This window comes from Streptomyces sp. AK08-02 (assembly GCF_033795085.1).
GTDB classification, from domain to species: Bacteria; Actinomycetota; Actinomycetes; order Streptomycetales; family Streptomycetaceae; genus Streptomyces; species Streptomyces echiniscabiei.
Genome location: NZ_JARAZV010000001.1, coordinates 575,356 through 593,507 on the forward strand (window position 1 = coordinate 575,356; position 18,152 = coordinate 593,507).

General features: G+C 71.3%; 19 protein-coding genes. 8 read left to right on the top strand and 11 right to left on the bottom strand.

All coding sequences use genetic code 11. The features are described from left to right. Window positions 1-10: 10 nt before the first annotated feature. From PV734_RS02540 to PV734_RS02555, 4 genes are read right to left on the bottom strand one after another with little or no spacing between them, the layout of a single operon-like run. Window positions 11-799 carry an acyl-CoA dehydrogenase family protein gene (locus PV734_RS02540; protein WP_319091827.1) on the bottom strand — a complete coding sequence of 263 codons (789 nt, stop codon included), beginning with the start codon at window positions 797-799 and terminating at the stop codon, window positions 11-13. A 10-nt stretch (window positions 800-809) separates the two neighbouring features. Continuing rightward, complete coding sequence (locus PV734_RS02545; RefSeq protein ID WP_319288644.1) at window positions 810-1,913, bottom strand: acyl-CoA dehydrogenase family protein; 1,104 nt, start codon at window positions 1,911-1,913, stop codon at window positions 810-812. Continuing rightward, window positions 1,910-2,329: a nuclear transport factor 2 family protein gene (locus tag PV734_RS02550; RefSeq protein WP_319288645.1), complete on the bottom strand. Its 420-nt coding sequence runs from the start codon at window positions 2,327-2,329 to the stop codon at window positions 1,910-1,912. The genes PV734_RS02545 and PV734_RS02550 overlap by 4 nt, the downstream gene beginning before the upstream one ends. 56 nt (window positions 2,330-2,385) lie before the next feature. Beyond that, complete coding sequence (locus PV734_RS02555) at window positions 2,386-2,856, bottom strand: pyridoxamine 5'-phosphate oxidase family protein (protein WP_319288646.1); 471 nt, start codon at window positions 2,854-2,856, stop codon at window positions 2,386-2,388. A 114-nt stretch (window positions 2,857-2,970) separates the two neighbouring features. Here PV734_RS02555 and PV734_RS02560 point away from each other — a divergent pair, with 114 nt between their 5' ends. From PV734_RS02560 to PV734_RS02585, 6 genes are read left to right on the top strand one after another with little or no spacing between them, the layout of a single operon-like run. Further along, a complete protein-coding gene (locus PV734_RS02560) occupies window positions 2,971-5,085 on the top strand; it encodes an ABC transporter permease (RefSeq protein ID WP_319288647.1) in 2,115 nt (704 codons plus the stop codon). Further along, on the top strand, window positions 5,066-5,776 hold the full coding sequence (locus PV734_RS02565) for an ABC transporter ATP-binding protein (protein WP_319288648.1): 711 nt from the start codon (window positions 5,066-5,068) through the stop codon (window positions 5,774-5,776). Before PV734_RS02560 ends, PV734_RS02565 begins: the two co-directional genes overlap by 20 nt. Continuing rightward, on the top strand, window positions 5,773-6,480 hold the full coding sequence (locus tag PV734_RS02570; protein WP_319091833.1) for an ABC transporter ATP-binding protein: 708 nt from the start codon (window positions 5,773-5,775) through the stop codon (window positions 6,478-6,480). The genes PV734_RS02565 and PV734_RS02570 overlap by 4 nt, the downstream gene beginning before the upstream one ends. Continuing rightward, on the top strand, window positions 6,477-6,839 hold the full coding sequence (locus PV734_RS02575; RefSeq protein WP_319288649.1) for a hypothetical protein: 363 nt from the start codon (window positions 6,477-6,479) through the stop codon (window positions 6,837-6,839). Before PV734_RS02570 ends, PV734_RS02575 begins: the two co-directional genes overlap by 4 nt. Before the next feature lie 40 nt (window positions 6,840-6,879). Next, entirely contained in the window at window positions 6,880-7,191 is a 312-nt protein-coding gene (locus PV734_RS02580) for a hypothetical protein (protein ID WP_319091835.1), read from the top strand. A 30-nt stretch (window positions 7,192-7,221) separates the two neighbouring features. Beyond that, window positions 7,222-7,953 (top strand): enoyl-CoA hydratase-related protein, encoded by a 732-nt coding sequence (locus PV734_RS02585; RefSeq protein WP_319091836.1) that lies wholly within the window; start codon window positions 7,222-7,224, stop codon window positions 7,951-7,953. 113 nt (window positions 7,954-8,066) lie between these two features. Here PV734_RS02585 and PV734_RS02590 read toward each other — a convergent pair whose 3' ends face one another. After that, window positions 8,067-9,023, bottom strand: a complete 957-nt coding sequence (locus tag PV734_RS02590) for an enoyl-CoA hydratase/isomerase family protein (RefSeq protein WP_319091837.1) — start codon at window positions 9,021-9,023, stop codon at window positions 8,067-8,069. Window positions 9,024-9,072: 49 nt separating this feature from the next. Between PV734_RS02590 and PV734_RS02595 the strand changes: the two genes are divergently transcribed. Together PV734_RS02595 and PV734_RS02600 are read left to right on the top strand one after the other, a co-directional pair. Beyond that, the gene (locus PV734_RS02595; RefSeq protein ID WP_319288650.1) at window positions 9,073-10,077 is read left to right on the top strand and encodes a CoA transferase; all 1,005 of its coding nucleotides are present in this window, start codon (window positions 9,073-9,075) and stop codon (window positions 10,075-10,077) included. Continuing rightward, window positions 10,071-11,339 (top strand): amidohydrolase family protein, encoded by a 1,269-nt coding sequence (locus PV734_RS02600; RefSeq protein ID WP_319288651.1) that lies wholly within the window; start codon window positions 10,071-10,073, stop codon window positions 11,337-11,339. Before PV734_RS02595 ends, PV734_RS02600 begins: the two co-directional genes overlap by 7 nt. 9 nt (window positions 11,340-11,348) lie before the next feature. Here PV734_RS02600 and PV734_RS02605 read toward each other — a convergent pair whose 3' ends face one another. From PV734_RS02605 to PV734_RS02630, 6 genes are read right to left on the bottom strand one after another with little or no spacing between them, the layout of a single operon-like run. Beyond that, window positions 11,349-12,122: an SDR family NAD(P)-dependent oxidoreductase gene (locus tag PV734_RS02605; protein WP_319091840.1), complete on the bottom strand. Its 774-nt coding sequence runs from the start codon at window positions 12,120-12,122 to the stop codon at window positions 11,349-11,351. Window positions 12,123-12,140: 18 nt separating this feature from the next. Continuing rightward, window positions 12,141-13,289 (bottom strand): acyl-CoA dehydrogenase family protein, encoded by a 1,149-nt coding sequence (locus PV734_RS02610; protein WP_319091841.1) that lies wholly within the window; start codon window positions 13,287-13,289, stop codon window positions 12,141-12,143. Window positions 13,290-13,300: 11 nt separating this feature from the next. Next, window positions 13,301-14,446, bottom strand: a complete 1,146-nt coding sequence (locus PV734_RS02615; RefSeq protein ID WP_319288652.1) for a thiolase family protein — start codon at window positions 14,444-14,446, stop codon at window positions 13,301-13,303. Beyond that, window positions 14,446-15,336 carry an enoyl-CoA hydratase/isomerase family protein gene (locus tag PV734_RS02620; protein ID WP_319091843.1) on the bottom strand — a complete coding sequence of 297 codons (891 nt, stop codon included), beginning with the start codon at window positions 15,334-15,336 and terminating at the stop codon, window positions 14,446-14,448. The genes PV734_RS02615 and PV734_RS02620 overlap by 1 nt, the downstream gene beginning before the upstream one ends. Beyond that, the gene (locus PV734_RS02625) at window positions 15,333-16,544 is read right to left on the bottom strand and encodes a CaiB/BaiF CoA transferase family protein (RefSeq protein WP_415924148.1); all 1,212 of its coding nucleotides are present in this window, start codon (window positions 16,542-16,544) and stop codon (window positions 15,333-15,335) included. Before PV734_RS02625 ends, PV734_RS02620 begins: the two co-directional genes overlap by 4 nt. A 14-nt stretch (window positions 16,545-16,558) precedes the next feature. Beyond that, window positions 16,559-18,142 (bottom strand): FadD3 family acyl-CoA ligase, encoded by a 1,584-nt coding sequence (locus PV734_RS02630; RefSeq protein WP_319288654.1) that lies wholly within the window; start codon window positions 18,140-18,142, stop codon window positions 16,559-16,561. Between the last annotated feature and the right edge of the window lie 10 nt (window positions 18,143-18,152).

The following is an 18,152-nucleotide window of genomic DNA, read 5'->3' on the forward strand; positions in this document are numbered from 1 at the left end:
TGGACGTGTGTCAGAGCTGAACCACCCGCGGAGCCGAGCGCCCTTCCCGTACGAGCGCCCCCGCTTCCCGCGTCAACTCCCTTGCGCTGCCCAGCAGTCCGTCGAGCACGAGAGCCCGCCTGACATGCCGGTGCAGATCGTGCTCGGCGGTGAAGCCGATACCGCCCAGCACCTGCTGACAGTGCCGGGCCGCCGTCAGCGCCGCCCGTCCGGCCGCGGCCTTGGCCAGCAGCGCACCCAGGTCGTCGTCGGCGGCCACGAGAGTCGCCTCGGCGCCTTCGAGGTCGACGAGCGTCTCCGCGAGCCGGTGCCGTACTGCCTGGAAGGACGCGAGGGGCCGGCCGAACTGGGTGCGGTCCAGCACATGCGTCCGGGCCAGCGCGAGCATGGCCCGCCCGGTGCCCAGCAGCCACCACCCGAGCGCCCGCCGGCCCGCACCCAGCGCGACCGGCCCACCCACCGGGCTGTTCCGCCAGGGCAGTTCACCGTCGAGGCAGAGACTCGGCGTCCGGCTACCGCCGCGCTCCCAGACCACCCACGCGCCGCCCGAGTACGGCAGGGGCAGCGTGCCCCCGATCGGTCGGCCGGCCGCGTGCAGCAGCACGTCGTTGAGGAGCGGGGCGTGCGCGCCGGTCTCGCCGAGCAGCCGGAAGGCGAGCGGTACCGCGACGTCCGGCAGTTCCCGCAGCAGGTCGGCCCAGCCCAGGTCGGCCAGCGCGGCGTCGAGGGCCGGCCCCGTCGCAGCCGTCATCGTCCCGCGGAGTGTCGCGGCCAGCAGATCCCGTTCGGCGGCGTCCACGGCCACTCCCTCACTGCTCCCTTCCGAGGTCCAGCAAGCGGCGCGCGATGATGTTCCGCTGGATCTCGGCGGTGCCGCCATAGATGGTCGCCGCGCGGGAGTACAGATACTCCGAGCGCCAGGGCGTCCGGGTCAGCTCCAGCACCCCGGGCAGCAAGTCCCTCACGGTGTCGAAGAGGTGCTGCTCCGCCGTGGCCAGCAGCACCTTGTCGATGGAGGTCTCCGGGCCCAGGCGGTCCCCCTCCGCCAGGCGCCGCTGCGTCGTGTGGGAGCGGCAGCGGGCGGTGTGCAGGGCGAGATAGGCGGCGCCGAGGGCGTCGTCGTCCTGGGCGGAGTCCGACGGGTGCGTCTGTTCCAGCAGGTGGTCGAGTCGCGTGTAGAGATGGGCGATACGGTGCCAGAAGCAGGTCGAGCGCTCGTGCGGGAGCAGGTCCATCGCCAGCTGCCAGCCGTCGCCCGGGCGGCCCAGCATCCGGTCGCCGGGGACGGTCACATCGTCGAGGAACACCTCCGCGAACTCGTCCACTCCGTGCATCGTGCGCAGCGGACGGACGGTGATCCCCGGGGTGTCCATGTCGACGAAGAACGCGGTGATGCCCGCGTGGCCGGGGGCCGTGCGGGTGAGCAGGACGCAGCGGGCGGCGTACTGGGCGAGGCTCGTCCACACCTTCTGGCCGGTCACCACCCAGTCGTCGCCCCGGGGGACGGCCCTGGTGGTGAGCGAGGCCAGATCGCTGCCGGAGCCCGGTTCCGAGAAGCCCTGGCACCACTGTTCCCGGCCGCCGAGCAGCAACGGGACCATCTCGGCGGCCAGCTCGGGACGCGCGTACGAGATCATCGTCGGGGCCAGCACCTCGACCATCGAGTAGATCCCCGGCTCGGCCAGGCCCCGGGTCGCGACCTCCTCGCCGAGCACCGCGCGCAGCACGGCGGGCCCGCCGAGCCCCCTCACCTCGGCGGGCCATCCGTACCGCATCCACCGCGCCTCGTACAGCGCGCGCCGGACCCGGGCGAGCTGTGCGACCTGCGCGTCGAGCGAGTCGCCCGCGCCGGGGGAGAGGTCGTTCGTGTCGAGCCAGCGCCGCAGGTCCGTGCGGAACCCGGTGACGTTCACGTGCCCGGGCCCCGGTGGGCGTGCGGGCGCCCCGAGTCGTGCGTGCCGCTGCGGCGGATGAACGTCATGGCACGTGTGCGCAGCCGCCAGCCGTCCAGGGTGCGCGTGTAGGCGTCGTTGTAGTAGCCGATGCGCAGGTCGTGGGTGGAGTGGTCGACGAAGCACAGGGGCTGGGTGCCGGACGCGGAGTTCTCGTCCGAGCCCGGCTCGACGACGGCCGTCCCGGTGAGGAAGAGCCCCTTGGGGGCCGCCGCGACCAGCGCCGGGAACTCGTCGAGGGCATAGGTGTCGCCGAAGGCGCTGTAGGTCCCGTCGGAGGTGAAGACCGCGAGCACGCCGTCCAGGTTTCCCTGGGTGATGTACACCGCGTACCGGGCCAGCAGTTGCTGGATCTCCATCAGGTCGTCAGTGGACACGGAGAATTCCATTCTCTCAAAGTGAATGGAAGATTCTCACGGAGGTCGCGAAGGCGTCAACGGTCCCGCCGCAGCTTGGAGAAGTCCCAGCTCACCACCTTCTGAGCTGTCACCCGCAGCCACGCGTGCCGTCCGTCGTACGGGAAGTCCCGGCCGTCCGCGTACTTGTCGGCGAACAGCCTCTCCGGCTCCCGGAGTTCATCCACGGGTGCCCCCTTCCGGGGAGTCTCGCCGACCACCTCCACCTCGCCCCGCAGCTCCACGCCTCGCAGTCGCACGAAGTCGCCGCCCCCGTCGTCGACGATCACGCCGATCCGCCGATCGCGCTCCAGGTCGGTCCAACGCTGGCTGCGGACCAGCGAGTTGAGCCACAGGGCCGTCCCGTCCCACACGAACCACAGGGCGCTGACATGGGGGTCGCCGCCCGCCCCGAGAGTCGCCACCCGGCACACGGGCTGCGTACGCAGAAACGTGTCACGCTCCGAGTCGGTCATGGCGATCGCGGTTCCCCTGCGCTGTCCGGTCATGGTTTCTCCCAGCCTTGTCCGAATGCTTGATTCTCTCTGACTGAGAAGCTAGTTTCCACCCCCAGAGAGGGGACCACTCGGTCGGCCGACCCCGGCATCGAGTGACGGCGCGTCATGGACCAGTTCCTCACCTTCGGCATCGTCGGCCTCAGCACGGCTGCGATCTACGCCGTCATCGGCAGCGGTCTCGTGCTCACCTACACCACCACCGGCGTCTTCAACTTCGCGCACGGCGCCGCGGGCATGCTCTCCGCGTTCACCTACTGGCAGCTCACCGTCGGCTGGGGCTGGCCGGTGCCGGTCGCCCTGGCCGTCGTACTGCTGCTGCTCGCCCCGGCGTTCGGACTCCTCGTCGAGCGGTTCGTCCTGCGGCCCGTCCAGGCGCTCGGCGAGGCGGAACGACTGGTCATGACGGTCGCCCTGCTCAGCGGACTCATCGGCGTCGCCCGCTGGATCTGGGACCCGAACGTGGCCCGGCCGCTGCCCGCGTTCTTCGCCGACCGCGCCCCCTTCCACATCGGTCCGGCCGCCGTCACCTGGCATCAGGCCATCACCATGGGCGTGGCACTCGCGGTCGCCGCGGGACTGCGCGTCCTGCTCTACCGCACCCGGGTCGGCGCCGAGATGCGGGCCACCGTCGACGACCGCGCACTCGTCGGGCTGACGGGTGCCGATCCCGTACGGGCCAACAGGACCGCCTGGATCATGGGCACCCAACTCGCCGCACTCGGCGGCATACTGATCGCCCCCAGCGTCACCCTCGACGCCGCCCAGCTCTCCCTCCTGATCGTCAGCGCCTACACCGCCGCCGTCTTCGGCCGGCTGCGCAGCGTGCCGCTCACGTTCATCGGGGCCGTCGTCATCGGCTGCACGGAGAGCTATCTCACCGGCTACCTGCCGCAGAACGACTACCTGCCCGGCCTGCGCCTGGCCGCCCCCGCCCTGCTCCTGTTCCTCGCCCTGCTGCTGTTCCCGCACCGGCGGCTGCGCGGACGCGACCGGCGACTGGCTCCGGTCCCGGTGCCGACCGCACGGGGCACCCTCGTCTTCGCGGCGGCGACCGTCGTGTTCGGCATCGTGCTCGCCTCGGTGCTCGGCGAGGCGGACCTCATCACCTACGGGCCGATCTTCTCGCTCGGCGTGGTGGCTCTCTCGTACGTCCCCCTCGCCGGGTACGCGGGCCAGATCTCCCTGGGTCAGCTGAGCATGGCCGGCATCGGCGCGGTCGTGTGGGCGCACTTCGGCGCGCACGGGCAGCTGTGGGCGCTGGGCCTGGCGGTACTCGTCTCGGCGGTCGCCGGGGCGCTGATCGCACTCCCCGCGCTGCGGCTGTCCGGCGTGTACCTGGCGCTGGGCACCGCCGCCTTCGCCGTCGTACTCGACCGATGGATCTTCACCCTCCCCGCCTTCCATGTCCTCGGCGTCGAGGTCGCGCTGTTCGACCAGGGGTCGGTGGAGGCGGCCGGGCCCTCGCTGTTCGGGATCCGGCTGGACAGCGGGGAGGAACTGATGGTGCTCGCCGCCGTCTGTCTCGCCCTCGCGTCGATCGGCGTGGCGGCGGTGCGGCGGGGCAGATTCGGACGCCGGCTGATCGCCCTGCGCGACAGCGAGGCCGCCTACGCCACGCTCGGCGGCAACCTGCTCGTCGCCAAAGTACTGGTGTTCGCCCTGGCCTCCGGGATCGCGGGCCTCGGCGGCGCGCTCTACGGAATGCAGCAACGGGCCATCACCCCCGAACAGTTCAACCTGGTGGCCGGGCTGCCGATCTTCCTGGTCGCGGTGCTCGGCGGACTCGGAGCGGTCGGCAACGGCCTGTTCACCGGTACAGCGCTCATCGGTCCGACCAACGCGCTGGTCGCCGTGGCACCCGCCCTGCAGAATCCGGTCGCCCTGCTGCCGGCCCTCGCCGGCCTGGGCCTGGGCAAGAACCCCGACGGCATCGCGGCCCACTTCCGGCGCCAGTGGGAGCCACTCGGCCGCGACCGCATCGCGCTCACGGCACTCGCCGCCTGGCTGGCCACGGCCTGGCTGCTGCGCCTGGGCGACGTCATCGACGGCTGGGTCTTCCTCGGCGGAGCCGCCGTCGTGGCCGTGGCACTACGGACCTGGGCCACCGTCCGGCAGACGTCGGCGGCCGAGCCGGAGATTCCGGTCGAGTGGTGGGGCGTACGGCGCGACTGGCGCCCGGAGGACGGGGAGGTGCTGGCCCGTGGCGTCGCTGCGAGTTAGCGGAGTGACGGTTTCCTTCGGCGGCAACCGGGCCCTGGACGGGGTCGCCATGACCGCCGAACCCGGCCGCGTCACCGGGCTCATCGGGCCCAACGGGGCAGGGAAGAGCACCCTGTTCGACGTCGCGTCCGGGCTGCGCAGACCCTCGTCGGGGCGCGTCTTCCTCGACGACCGGGACGTCACCCGGATGCGACCCTCGGCCCGCGCCCACTGCGGTCTCGCCCGTACGTTCCAGCGGCTGGAGCTGTTCGGGCGGCTCAGCGTCCGTGACAATCTGCTCGTCGCCGCCGAACTCGGCCCCGAACGGCCGCGCGCGGCCGCCGTGGTCAGGGAGATCCTCGACCGGCTCGGCCTGACCGGCATCGCCGACACCGCGCCCGACACCCTGCCCACCGGCGTCGGCCGTCTCGTCGAGGTCGGCCGGGCACTGGCCCTGCGCCCGAAGGTGCTTCTCCTCGACGAACCCGCCGCCGGACAGGACGGCGAGGAGACCGAGCGCTTCGCCGCCCTGCTGCGCTCCCTCGCCGACGAGGGCACGGCCGTCGTCCTCGTCGAACACGACATGAGCCTCGTCATGAGCGTGTCCGACGACGTGTACGTCCTCGACCTGGGGAAGGTCATCGCAGTCGGCCCGCCCGAGGTGATCCGCGACGACGAGACGGTCCTTGCCGCCTACCTGGGGGACGCGTGAACGCGCTGCTCGAACTGCGCGGCATCCGCGCCGCCCACGAACGGATCACCGTCCTGCACGGAGTCGATCTGAGCGTCGCCGCCGGCGAGATGGTGGCACTGCTCGGCCCCAACGGCGCCGGAAAGACGACCACGTTGAGCGTCGCGGCCGGAATCCACCCGGCAGAGTCCGGCCAACTCCGCCTCGGCGGAAGGGACATGACGGGCGCCGCCCCACGCGACCTGGCTCGCGCCGGAGTCTGTCTGATCCCCGAAGGACGCGGGGTGTTCCCCAACCTCTCGGTGCGCGACAACCTCCTGATGATGACCCACACCGGCCGCACCCGGGCCGAGGTCGAGGAGATCGCCTTCACCCGCTTCCCCGTCCTCGCCCGACGCGCCTCCCAGCCGGCCGGCACGATGTCCGGCGGCGAACAGCAGATGCTCGCCCTTGCCCGGGGCCTCGCCACCGACCCGGCCGTCCTCCTCCTCGACGAACTCTCCATGGGTCTCGCCCCGTTGGTGGTCGCCCGGCTCTACGAGCAGGTCGCCGAGATCGCCCGGCAGGGCGTGGCCGTCCTGGTCGTCGAGCAGTTCGCCGCCGCCGTACTCGACATCGCCGACCGGGCCGCCGTACTCGTGCGCGGCCGGGTCCAACGGCAGGGCCACCCCGACGACGGGTTGCGCGCCGAACTGTCCGCCCTCTACCTCGGGAGTTCCGCATGACATCCGCCGAGCCTCGTGCGGACCGCTTCGTCCGCGAACTGACGGAACTGAGGATCTCCGACCCGGCCGCCGCCCGCTCCCAGCTCTGGCTGCGCCTCGGCGGCGCCCTGATGGCACTGAGCGTGATCCTCGGCGCCTCCGGCTATCTGGTCACCCACAACACCCTCGACCCCCTCGTCCAGAACGACGGCATCGCCCTCGGCCTCGCCGGAATCGCCGCCGGTGTGGTGGGCGCGGCACTCTTCCTTCGCTACTCCCTCACCGGGTTCCTGCGGTTCTGGATGGCCCGCCAGTCGTACGACGTCAGCCTGCTCGCCGAAAGCCTCCGCGAACCGGACCGGTCGCGTGACCCCGAGTGACCTTGCGACCCCGACCGCCTGCCCGAAAGGGACCCCTGCCATGACCACTTCGGCGACGACACCACGCCCCGGCGACCAGTTGGCCAGCACAGCTTGCGGCACCCGCGTGGTCGTGATCCGGGCCCCTGCCGACGCCCACCCGCGACTCGCCTGCGCGGGTGAGCCAATGGTGCCCGCCACCTCCCTGCCGGCGGTCAGGGACCCCGGCTCGGGGACCATCATCGGCAAGCGGTACGTGAACGCCACGGGCACCCTCGAACTGCTCTGCACGGCTTCCGGAGCGGGCGAACTGACCTGCGACGGCACCCCGATGACGATCAAGGCGGCCAAGCCTCTGCCCGCCTCCGACTGACACTTCGGACCGAACCGAACAGGAGCCGCCATGCCTCAGGACGACCTGGTCCTGACCGAACGGATGGGTCACGTCATCGTGGCCACGATGAACCGGCCCGACGCGCGAAACGCACTCGACCCGGAGCTCGTCCAGGAACTCTCCGCCGTACTGAAGGAGGCGGACGCGGACCCCACCGTCCGGGCGATCGTCCTCACCGGGGCGGGCCCGGTCTTCTGCGCGGGCATGGACCTGAAGGCCTTCGCGCGCGGCGCCCGCTTCGACGGCCTGACCTGGTTCCTCCGCGAGGGCGTGGCCACCCCGGTCGTAGCGGCCCTCAACGGGTCCGCGGTGGCCGGAGGTTTCGAACTGGCCCTGGCCTGCGACCTGTTGGTCACCGCTGACAACGCGTCCCTCGGAATCGCGGAGGTCAAGCGGGGCCTCTTCGCGGCGGGCGGCGCCACCACCCTCGCCGACCGCATCCCCCTCGCCGTCGCCCTGGAAATGGGCCTCACGGGAGAACTGATCACGGCGGCCAGAGCTCGGGAGCTCGGCCTGGTGAACCGGGTGGTCCCGGCCGGCACTGTCCGTGCGGAGGCACTGTCCCTTGCCGAACGGATCGCCGAGAACGGCCCGTTGGGCGTCACCATGACCAAGAAGCTGATGCGTGAACGCCGTTGGGCCGAACCGTCGGAGACCGAGGCGGTGTTCCGCAGCGCGGACGCGACAGAGGGCGCGACGGCGTTCGCGGAACGAAGAACGCCGCAATGGACAGGCAAGTGACGGACAGGAAACACCTGTTCCCCAGCCGGCGCCCACGATAGGGGCGCGGGGAACTGCGCGACCAGCCCCCACCGGCCGGCAGACAAAAAGAGACCGCCCACCCCGCGGGACGCCTACTCCCCCTGAACCACCTCATCGACCAACCCCCACCGAAGTGCCTCCCCCACACCCAACGCCTCCCCCGACAACGCCAGATAGGCCGTACGTTCCCGCCCCACCCGCAGCGGCAGACTCGCCGTACCCCCCGCCCCCGGAATCAGCCCCATCCCCACCTCCGGCAACCGAATCACCGTGTCCGGCGAAGCCAGCACCCGCCCCGCGAACGCCGTCAACTCGATGCCCGCTCCCACGCAGGCACCATGCAGATGCGCGGTGACGCGATCCCCGCACCGCTGAAGCAGCGCGGCGGGACTGCGCCGGACACGCACCAGATGGGCCTGTCCGGGATCCCTCGCCGTGCCGAACTCGCTGAGATCCCCGCCGGCGCAGAAGGCCGGCCCGTTGCCGTACAGGTCGACCCGAGTGATCGACGGGTCCGCCACGGCGACCTCGAGCGCCTCGCACAGGGCGTCCCGCGTACCCGCGTCCATGGCGTTGCGGGCCTCCGGCCGGTCCAGGGTGATGGCGAGCCGGTCACCGTCACGGCCCAGCCGTACCGGCGTGGGGGAGGGGCGCGGAGCACGAGCGGGCGCCGAGTCCAGCCAGGCGCGGAAGACGGCCGACGCCTGAAGAGTCGAATAGGCGAGTGACTCGGCCACAAGACGATCGGGCGGCGCCAGTGCCGGGCCCATCCGCAGCACCTGCGTCAGGGCGACGGACGCGGCGGGGCGGTCCGCGACGATCTCCCCCAGCCGACGGGCGTCTGCGTACGGGGCGGCGCAGCTCACCCAGGGGCGCGGAGGATCGGGGGCGGCGGTGAGGAGGACGTCGAAGTCGCCTTCGGCGGCGACGACGGGCTTCTCCGCGATGCCCACAAGGACGCGCCCGGTCGCTGCCGTGGTCCCCAGCCCAAGGGCGGAAGGCGGTTCACGGTCGAGGTCCACGAGGACGAAGGGGGAGTCCAAGGCCATGGGCGGAGTGTAATTTGGGGTTATCTCGAAGGAGAAGGGCGTTTGACCATTGGAGAATGACGCTCTCGCCGGATGGACGGAGTCCGTCGAGCCGTATCTGCCTCCGCTCGCCTCGCTCGCGAAGGAGTTCACCGCTCTCACGGGCGTGCCCGTCGACCTGCCCACCGCCCTCTTTCTCCGTGCCCGGCTGCTGGACCACAGGCTCCCCGGCAGAACCTCGGCCGGCGGCTCCTGCCACCTCCTCGAAGCGGCCGACGGCTGGTCAGCCGTGAACCTCGCCCGCCCGGACGACCTGGCCGCCGTACCGGCTCTCGTCGCCCTCCTGTCCGGTGCCGAGGGCGAGCCGCTCCATGAGGTGGCGAAGCGGGCGACTGCCGCCGAAGTGGCGGCGAGTGCGCAACTGCTGGGGATCGCCGCCGGGGAGCACGCCTCCGCGAGCGGACCCCCGGTACGGATCGAGCGGCTCGGCGAGCAGTGCGTACGCGACCCGGCCACCCTCCGTGTCGTCGACCTGTCGGCCCTCTGGGCGGGCCCTTTGTGCGCGCGACTCCTGGGTCTGGCAGGTGCTCAGGTGACGAAGGTGGAGAGCACCACCCGCCCGGACGGAGCCCGCGCCGGATCGCCCGCCTTCTACCACTGGCTGCACGACGGACACGACAGCCTGGTCCTGGACTTCGCCTCGGGCGCGCTCGCCGAAGTGGTCGCCGGGGCCGATGTCGTCATCGAGGCGTCCCGGCCCCGGGCACTGCGCCGGCTCGGAGTCCACGCCGAGGAGTTCCTCGCCGCCCGTCCGGGCCGGGTCTGGGTGAGTATCACCGGGTACGGCCGCGACGACGACCGCAGCGCGTTCGGCGACGACGCCGCCGTCGCGGGCGGCCTGACCGGCGTCGACACGCAGGGCGACCCCGTATTCCTGGGCGACGCGCTCGCCGACCCGGTCACCGGCATCTACGCCGCCCACGCCGCCGCCCTCTCCCTCGCCGGCGGGGGTGGCGAGCTGCTGGGCGTCACCATGTCGGCCTGCGCCGCCTCCCTGGTTCCGTCGCCGTGCTGATCAGGAACGTCGAGGTCAGGGGCACGGGGCGGGTCGACGTACGTGTCCGGGGTGGGCGCATCGCCGAGATCGGGCCGCGACTGGACGGGAGGGACGAGACCGACGGAGTCGACGGGCACGGCGGCGTTCTGCTTCCCGGCCTCCACGACCACCACATCCACCTGGCGGCGCTGGCCGCCGACGCCGCGTCCGTCCGGGTCGGCCCGGGTGACATCACCGGGCGGGACGGACTCGCCGCCGCCCTGCGCGGTGGGGCGCCCGAGGACTGGGTCCGGGCCGTCGGCTACCACGAGAGCGTGGCGGGCGAGCTGGACCGATGGACCCTCGACTCCCTCGTCCCCGACCGGCCGGTCCGCGTCCAGCACCGCACCGGCGCGCTGTGGGTGTGGAACAGCGCCGCGCTGCGGGCAGCCGGGCTGAACACGGAGGCCGGCGACGGACGGTTCTGGCGGGAGGACGAACGGCTGCGAGGACATGTTCCGCCCGTGCGGCTGGACCTGGAGGGTGTGGGCAGCCGTGCGGCGGCGCTCGGCGTCACGGGGTTCACCAACGCCGATCCGCACCCGGCGGACGGCCTCCTCGACCTGCTGTCGGTGCTGCCGCAGCGGCTGCTCGTCATGACGGTCGACGCGCCGGTGAAGCTGATGCTCGACGACGCCACCCTGCCCGTTCCGGCCGAACTCGCAGCCAGGATCTCGTCATTGAGGCCGCGCCCGGTGGCCGCGCACTGCGTCACCCGGGTACAGCTGCTGGTGACTCTCCTCGCCCTGGACGAGGCCGGCCCGGTCGACGGCGACCGTATCGAGCACGCGTCCGTCGTCCCGACCGAGACGATCCCCTGGATCAGGCACCTCGGTGTGACGGTCGTGACCCAGCCGCACTTCCCCGCCGAACGCGGTCACGCCTACGCCATCGACGTGGACCCCGACGACCGCCCCCATCTCTACCGCTGCCGTTCCCTGGCCGACGCGGGCATCCCCCTCGCCGCCGGCACCGACGCCCCCTATGGAACCCACGACCCCTGGGCGGTCATGCGGGCCACCGTCGAACGTACCGGCGGAGAGGCGCTGGACGCGGAAGCGGCCCTGAACCTGTTCACCGGCGAGCCCCAACATCCCGCCACACCAAGGCGATTGACGGTTGGCGCGAACGCAGACCTGTGCCTGCTCCACGTACCCCTGCGGGAAGCACTCGACGTCCTGACAGCGGACACCGTACGGGCGGCGTTCGTAGCCGGGGAACGCGTCACCGCACCCGAGTGAGGAGGCGGATCAGACGCTGTACCCGCCGTCCACGCCCAACGCCTGACCCGTGATGAACCCCGCGCGCTCCGAGGCGAGGAACGCCACCGCCTCCGCGATGTCCGTCGCGGCCCCGAAACGGCGCAGCGGGATGTTGCGCCGGGTGATCGCGAGCGCGGCCTCGTCCAGTTCGCCCGTGGCGATCAGGCGACCGGCGATACCGTCGTAGAGCATCCCGGGCGCCACGCAGTTCACACGTACCCCGTACCGGCCCTCCTCCGCAGCCAGCGCCCGGGCCACCGCCTCGACGGCACCCTTCGTGCCCGCCGACAGCCCGTCCCTGACCGGGTAGCGGCGGGTGGCCACCGTCGTCACGGCGACGATGCTGCCCCGGGTCTCCCGCAGCCTCGGCAACGTGGGATGGACCAGATTGAAGAACGCCACGGCGTCCGCGTCGAGTTGGGCACGGTACTCGCTGGGCGTCACCCTGCTGAGGTGCCTCATCGGTACGTGGGGGCCGGCCGCGTACACGACCGTGTGCAGCCCTCCGAACGCCTCGCAGGCCCCGGCCACCGCCTCCGCCGTGGCCGACTCGTCGCCCAAGTCCAGCCGCAGGGGCAGAACTCGGCGCCCGTACGCCTTCACCTCGCCGGCGATCGTCTGCGCCGCCGTCTCGTTGGCGCGGTACGTGAACGCCACATCACTGCCCCGCTCGGCCAGTATCCGCACGACCTCCGCACCGATGCCGCCGGTGCCGCCCGCGACGAACGCGGCGCCCGGCCGATCCTCGAAATCCGCTGGCACGTTGTGTGGCATCCGGCATCACAGTCCCAACGACTTGGCGATGATGACCTTCATGACCTCGCTCGTCCCGGCGTAGATACGGGTGATGCGCGCGTCCGTGTAGAGCCGCGCGATGGGGTACTCCTGCATATAGCCGTATCCGCCGAAGAGTTGAAGGCAGCGGTCGACGGCCCGGGCCTGCATCTCCGTACAGAACAGCTTGACCTTCGCCGCGTCCGCGCCGGACAGCTCGCCGTCGACGAGTTCGAGCACCGCACGGTCGAGCATCATCTGCGCGGCCTCCAACTCGGCTGCCACAGCGGCGAGTTCGAACTTGGTGTTCTGGAAGTCGGCTACCGGCCGGCCGAAGACCCTGCGCTCCTTGACGTACTCGACCGTCGTGTCGAGCGCGGCCCGTGCCTGCGCCACCGAGCCGACCGCCACGGTCATCCGCTCCTGCGGCAGGTTGTGGCCGAGATAGCCGAAGGCGGCGCCCTCCTCGCCGAGGCGGTTGGCGACCGGGACCCGTACGCCGTCGAAGGCCAGCTCGACCGTGTCCTGCACCCTGATGCCCATCTTCTTCAGCACCCGGCCCCGAGTGAACCCCGGCATCCCGTCCTCGACGACCAGCAGGGTCAGCCCCGCACGCCGGTCGCCGGGATCGGTACCGGTCCGGGCCACCACGACCACCAGATCGGCGAGCAGCCCGCCCGTGATGAACGTCTTCGCCCCGTTGAGGACGTACGAGTCCCCGTCCCGCACGGCTGTCGTCCTGATGCCCGCGAGGTCGGAGCCCGTGCCGGGTTCCGTCATGGCGACGGCTGTGAGCAGCTTGCCGGCGGCGAGGCCGGGGAACCAGCGGGCGCGCTGCTCCTGGTCGGCGTAGGTGAGGAAGTAGGGGAGGACGACGTCGAGTTGGGTGCGTACCGTGCCCAGGGTGACCAGCGCGCGGGCCGCCTCCTCCTGGAGGACCACGTTGTAGCGGTAGTCGTCGAGGCCGGACCCGCCGAACTCCTCGGGGACGGACATGCCCAACAGGCCCAGCGAGCCGAGTTGTTCGAAGAGTTCGCGGGGCAGCCGCCCGGCCTCCTCCCAGTCGGCGTAGTACGGGACCACCTCGTTCGCCACGAAGTCCCGCACGAGCCCGCGGAACGCCTCGTGGTCGGGCGTGAAGATGTCTCGGCGCACAACTGCTCCCGTCAGGAGGCGAGTTCGACGAGGGTGGCGTTCGCTGTGCCGCCGCCCTCGCACATGGTCTGCAGGCCGTAGCGCAGGCCGCTCTCCCGCATGTGGTGGATCATGCGGGTCATCAGGACCGCGCCGGACGCTCCCAGCGGATGCCCGAGGGCGATGGAGCCGCCCAGCGGGTTCAGCAGCTCCGGGTCGGCGCCCGTTTCGGCGAGCCATGCCAGTGGTACGGGCGCGAAGGCCTCGTTCACCTCGAAGACTCCGACCTCGGACAGGCAGACGCCCGCCTTTCGCAGCGCCCGCTCTGTCGCGGGGATCGGCCCGGTCAGCATGAGCACCGGGTCCGCGCCGACGACCACACCCGCGCGGTACCGCACGAGCGGTGCGAGACCCAGCTCGCTCGCCTTCTCGGGCGTCGTCACCAGCAACGCGGCGGCGCCGTCGGAGATCTGGGAGGCGTTGCCTGCGTGGATCACCCCGCCCTCCTGGAAGGCGGGCCCGAGCCTCGCGAGGCTCTCGACACTGGTCCCGCGCCGCACCCCCTCATCGGCGTCCACGGTCAGTTCGCCGACGGTCACCGGCACGATCTGCTCCTCGAACGCCCCGGAGTCCAGCGCCGCCGCGGCCCGCTCGTGCGAGAGCGCGGCGAACTCGTCGACCCGGGTCCGCGTGAACCCCCACTTCTGGGCGATCCTCTCGGCGGACACCCCCTGATTGAACGAGTAGTCGTCGTACCGCGCGCGCACTTGGGGCCCGTACGGCATCCCGGAGGACCGCGCCGAGCCCAGCGGAACCCGGCTCATCACCTCGACCCCGCCCGCCACGACGACGTCCTGCTGCCCCGACATCACGGCCTGCGCGGCGAAGTCCAGCGCCTGCTGACTGGACCCGCAGGCCCGGTTGACCGTCGTCCCCGGAACGCTCTCGGGCCAGCCCGCCGCGAGCACCGCGTAACGGCCGATGTTGCTCGACTGGTCGCCGACCTGCGACACACAGCCCCACACGACATCGTCCACGACAGCCGGGTCGACACCCGTCCGTTCGGCCAGCGCGCGCAGGACGAGGGCGGACAGGTCGGCCGGATGGACACCCGCGAGACCGCCGTCGCGCTTCCCGACGGGGGTGCGCACCGCCGCCACGATCACCGCTTCACGCACTACGTCCTCCTGACGGAAGGGGCGCCCGGCGCCGCCGAGTTGTCTGTTCCCTTGACCGTTCCCCCGGGCGCCCTCGGGCCGGTCCCGGCCCCCGTACCTGGTACCGCCCACCGTCCGTCGAAGGACGGCTCCCGCTTCTCCACGAAAGCCGTGAACGCCTCCGACACGTCCGCAGTGGCGAAGTTGACCCCCTGGGCGCGCGCCTCATTGGCGAGCGCGTCCCGCAGCGTGCGGTCGGCACTCTCGTTGAGCAGCGACTTGGTCTGCGCGAGCGCGACGGGTGCACCGGCCACCAGCCGCGCCCCGAGCCCGTCGACGAACGTGTCCACCTCGTCCGCCCCCACCACCCACGTCACCAGCCCGAGCGCCAGCGCCTCCTCGGCACCGATCATCTCGGCGAGCAGCGCGAGCCGCTTCGCCTGCTGCAACCCGACCAGCTTCGGCAACAGCCAGGACCCACCCAGGTCCAGGGAGAGCCCGCGCCGCGCGAAGATCTGCGAGAAGCGCGCCTCGGGCGTGGCCACGACCAGATCGCACCCGAGCGCCAGGTTCCAGCCCGCGCCGACCGCGACCCCGGTCACCTTGGCGATGGTGGGCACCGGCAACTCATGCAGTTGCAGGGCGACTTCGCTCAAGGTCCGCATCCGGTAGAGGGGATGGAGGCTGCCGAGTCCGCCCGAGATGTCGGCTCCCGAGCAGAACGCGCCCCCGGCCCCCGTGACCACCAGCGCCCGCACGGCACGATCACGCCCGGCGTCCGTCAGCGCGTCCCGCAAGGCCGCCCACAACTCCGCGTCGATGGCGTTCTTCCGGCGCGGCCGGTTCAGCGTGAGGGTCCGTACGCCGTCCCGGTCGTCGCAGATCAGGACGGGCTCCTCGCCGCCACTCACCGTGCCTCGCCCCCGCCCGTCTCCTCACCGTGGCCGTCGATCCCCAACTCGGCGAGTACGGCCGCCGTGTGCTCGCCGAGTGCCGGGATCGCACCCATCGGCTGCTCGTAGCCCGAGATCACCGGCGGCGGAAGCAGCGCGGAGATCGGACCGTACGGTGTCTCGACCTCCCGCCACCGGTCGCGCGCCCTCAGATGCGGATGCGCGACCACCTCACTCGGCTTGTTGAACCGCGAGTTGCCGATCCCGGCGGCGTCCGCGCTGCTCTGCACGTACGCCAGCTCGTGGCGGGCGCACCAGGCACTGATCTCGGCGTCCAGGACGGCCCGGTGGGCGACCCGGCCGGGTGTCGTGGCGAACCGTTCGTCGTCCGCCAGGTCGGGCCGGTCCAGCAACTCCCGTGCGAACCGCTGCCATTCGCGGTCGTTCGTCGTCCCGAGGACGACGGTGTGACCGTCGGCCGTGGCGTACGCCCCGTACGGCGCCACCGCCGGTGACCCCATGCCCCAGGGCTGCTGATCGACCCCCGAGTGCTGGGTGTACGTGAGCGGGTAGCCCATCAGTTCTGTCATGGTGTCGAACAGGCTCACCGCCACCGACGCCGGACCGCCGCGCAGACCGCGCCCCCGCTCGTACAGCAACGCCATGACGGACAGGGCCGCGTACAGCCCGGCGCACACATCGGCCATCGGCGGCCCGGGCTTGGCCGGCGCCCCGGGCAGGCCCGTCACCGCGCACGCCCCCGCCTCGGCCTGGACGAGCAGGTCGTAGGCCCGCTTGTGGGAGAGGGGGCCGCCCGGACCGTACCCGTCGATCTCGACGGCGATCACATCCGGATGCCGTACGGCGAGGTCGGCGGCGGCGATGCCCAGTTTGGCCGTGGTGCCGGGGGTCAGGTTGGAGACGAGGACGTCGGCACGGTCGAGCAGCCGGTGCAACACCGCCATTCCCGAAGGTGACTTGAGATCCAGGGCCACCGACTCCTTGCCCCGGTTGATCCACACGAAGTGCGCCGCGAGGCCGTTCACCACGTCGTCGTAGTGCCGGGCGAAGTCGCCGCCCGCCGGGTTCTCCACCTTGATCACCCGGGCGCCGAAGTCGCCGAGGGTGCGGGTGCACATGGGAGCGGACACCGCCTGTTCCAACGTCACCACCGTGATGCCGGCGAGCGGCCCGACAGCCCCGGCCGGGACGGCTTCGTCAGCCATGTCAGCCATGTCGGTCAGGCCTTCGCTTCGAAGCGGGCGCGCAACTCGTCCTTGAGGACCTTCTGGCCGGCGTTGCGCGGAAGTCGGTCGCTGAGGCGGACATGGCGCGGCACCTTGAAGTTGGCCATGTGCTCGCGCGCCCACTCGACGACGTCCTTCTCGCTGACCTCGTATCCCTCCTTCGGGACGACGAAGGCACAGCCGACCTCGCCGAGCCGCTCGTCGGGCACGCCGATCACGGCGACCTGCCCGACGGGCTCGTACGCCAGGAGCAGTTTCTCGATCTCCGCCGGATAGGCGTTGAATCCGCCGACGATGTACATCTCCTTCTTCCGGTCGACGATCGAGAGATTCCCGGCCGGGTCGATCCGCCCTATGTCCCCGGTGTGCAGCCAGCCCTCGCTGTCGATGGTCGCGGCGGTGGCCTCGGGGTCGTCCCAATATCCTTGCGTGACGTTGTATCCCCGTACGAGTATTTCCCCGTCCTGTTCCGCCGCGAGCACCTGACCTGCCTCGTCGACGATCCGCACCTCCACGTCCGGAATGACACGGCCGGTCGTGCGGGCCACCGTCTCCTCGGAATCACCGATGCGGGTGGTCGTCACCAACGCGGACGACTCGGTCAGCCCGTAGGCGCTCATCACGATGTCGAAGGACAACTCCGACTTCATGGCGCGGATCAGCGACTCCGGAATGGTGGTGCCGCCTGTCATGGAAACCCGGAGCGACGAAAGGTCGTGTCCCGGGCGCGCGGGGTGGTTGATGAGGTCGTGAAAAATGGTGGGCGGGCCGAGGAGGACACTCACTCGTTCTCTGTCGATGATCTCCAGCGCCTTTCCGGGGTGGAACACCGGCATCGGAATGACCGTCACGCCGTGGACGAACGAGGCCAGCCAGCCCGCCTTGTAGCCGAAACAGTGGAAGAACGGCGGAATGACGAGGAAGCTGTCCCCGCGCCGGAACGTGTACTCCTCGGCCATCCAGCCGTACGCCCGCAGCGACTGGCCGTGGGTGAGGACGACGCCCTTGGGATGGCCCGTCGTGCCGGACGTGAACATCACGTCGGAGATGTCGTCCGGGGTGAGCCGCCCGATCGCCTCCTCGGCGGTGGCGGCACGGACACTCTCACCGGCCCGCAGGAATTCCGCCCACGACAGGTCCGCCGCACCCTTCGGCCCGAGAATCGACACCGTTCTGTCCAGTGCCGGAATGCTCGGGTCGTGCTTCCGCAGTGCGGCGATGTAGTCGCTGTCCAGGAAAGGGGCCGCGAAAACCGCCTTCGCCCCCGACCTGCGCAGAACATAGGCGATCTCGCCCGCCTTGAAACGGGTGTTCAGCGGGACGACGACACCTCCCGCGCCCTGAATTCCTAGAGCGGCGAAGATCCATTCCGCGGAGTTGGGCGCGCAGAGCCCGACCCTGTCACCCTTCTCGACACCCAGCGAGACGGCGGCCCGCACCGCGTCCAGCATCCGCTGTTCCAGCTCGCGGAAACTCCAGCGGTTATCCCCGTCGATCAGCGCGATGTCGTCCCCGAAGCGCTCGGCGGCCGATCCGATGACATGGGGGATGGTGCGGAACTCTTCGTCGTATCGCATGTGCATCGAA